This window comes from Idiomarina sp. UBA4206 (assembly GCF_002383015.1).
In the GTDB taxonomy this organism is placed as follows: Bacteria; Pseudomonadota; Gammaproteobacteria; order Enterobacterales; family Alteromonadaceae; genus Idiomarina; species Idiomarina abyssalis.
In genome coordinates this window covers 17,483-19,429 of sequence record NZ_DFTS01000021.1, presented here as the reverse complement: position 1 = coordinate 19,429, position 1,947 = coordinate 17,483, and the positions used below count along the sequence as shown (strand labels likewise).

At 51.1% G+C, this 1,947-nt stretch carries 1 protein-coding gene and 1 pseudogene; both read left to right on the top strand.

What is annotated here, in order from left to right; all coding sequences use genetic code 11:
- Positions 1 to 1,405 (top strand): efflux RND transporter permease subunit (locus B3180_RS04530; RefSeq protein ID WP_286843284.1); only part of this gene is annotated, 1,405 nt, incomplete at its 5' end.
- Positions 1,406 to 1,546: 141 nt separating this feature from the next.
- A pseudogene (locus tag B3180_RS04525) lies at positions 1,547 to 1,947 on the top strand (aconitate hydratase B); the annotation flags it as partial.

Sequence of the window (1,947 nt, the reverse complement as noted above, 5' to 3'; positions counted from 1 at the left end):
CTTTCCGCCTTCGACAACGCCGCTTTTCTATGTGGATCTCTGGTATCCACAGGGCACCGATATTCGTCATACCGAACAGGATTCAAAGCGCCTGGAAGACTACCTGCTGGATAAAAGCGAAGTGACCTCGGTCTCCACCACCATAGGCCAGGGTGCGCCCCGTTTTACCCTGACCTATCTGGTGGAAAAAAGTTACGAGAGCTACGCACAGTTGCTGGTGCGGGTAGAGGACAAAGACAGCATGGATGCGTTAATGAAGGACATTCGCCAACGTATTCGTGAAGAGCATCCGGATGTTGAGGACAAACTGATACGGGTTGAAATTGGTCCGGCTACTCCGGCAAAAATTGAAGCGCGTTTCTCTGGACCTGATATTGACGTATTGCGCCAATTAAGTAAGAAAGCGCAGAGCATTTTGGCCGAGGACGAAGGGGCGGTGAATATTCGCTCCGACTGGCGCCACCCAACCAAGCTGCTGCGACCACAATACGACGAAGCGGCGGGTCGTCGCGCCGGTATCACTAAAGAAGACGTTAACAATCTGCTGTTAGCTAACTTTGTTGGCCGACAAATCGGTGTTTACCGCGATGGAACTGACTTGCTGCCAATAGTACAGCGTGCCCCGGCTGCCGAACGTGTTGATCTGGACAACTGGCAGGAATTACAAATTTACAGCCCGGTGTTTGACCGCTTTGTACCACTGGCGCAAGTAGCGCGCTCGATAGATGTAACCTGGGAAGACCCGCTCATATTGCGACGAGACCGTAAGCGAACGCTTACTGTTATGGCTGACCATGATCTACTGACCGATGAAACGGCGGCCCAGGTATTTGAGCGTGTCCGACCTGAACTGGAAGCTATTGAGTTGCCGCTGGGCTATGAGCTTACCTGGGGCGGAGAACACGAAGCTTCGGGCAAGGCTGAAAAAGCACTGTTTGGCGCACTGCCAATGGGTTTCCTGGTTATGTTTATCATTACCGTGCTGTTATTTAACAGTATCCGCCAGGCGGCGGTGCTTTGGACAACAGTCCCGCTGTCTATTATTGGCGTGACTGTCGGGCTGCTGTTGCTGGATAAACCTTTTGGTTTTATGGCATTACTCGGTTTTCTGAGCTTGTCCGGCATGCTGATTAAAAACGGCGTGGTGTTGCTGGAGCAGGTCAATACAGAACTGGACGCCGGTAAAGAAGCGGTTCAAGCCTTAAGCGATGCCGCTGTCAGTCGTGTTCGTCCCGTTGGAATGGCGGCAGCCACCACCATTTTAGGCATGATACCGCTGCTGTTTGATGACTTCTTTGCGAGCATGGCAACGGTCATTATGTTTGGGTTGGGTTTTGCTACCGTACTAACCCTGTTTGTTGTTCCGGTTATGTACGCCATAGTCCAAAGAGTACCGCGCCCGTAATCCGGGCGCATTCATCCCGTTTATACCCTGAATTATCTGATTTATAGCCCTGCGTCATGGGAATTTAACAGCAAAATCCGTATAATGCGCCGCACTAGTGAACCGTCTAGAATTCATGCAAGCAAATGAGAGGTAATATCAGTGCTTAAAGAATATCGTCAGCACGTGGAAGAGCGCGCCGCAGAAGGCATCCCTCCGAAGCCATTAAACGCCGAGCAAGTAGCCGATTTAGTGGAATTACTGAAAAATCCCCCAGCAGGCGAGGAAGACTTCCTGGTTGAGCTGTTAGCCGAGCGTGTACCGCCGGGTGTGGATGAAGCAGCCTATGTTAAAGCAGGTTTTTTAAGCGCCGTTGTTAAAGGTGAAATTGAAAGCCCGGTTGTCAGCAAAGAATACGCAGTGAAACTGCTGGGTAATATGCACGGTGGCTACAACATCGTCACTTTGGTGGAGCTGCTGGACGATTCTCAGTTGGCTGAACTGGCCGCTAAAGAGCTGAAAGAAACCATCTTAATGTTCGACGCCTTCCACGACGTGGAAGA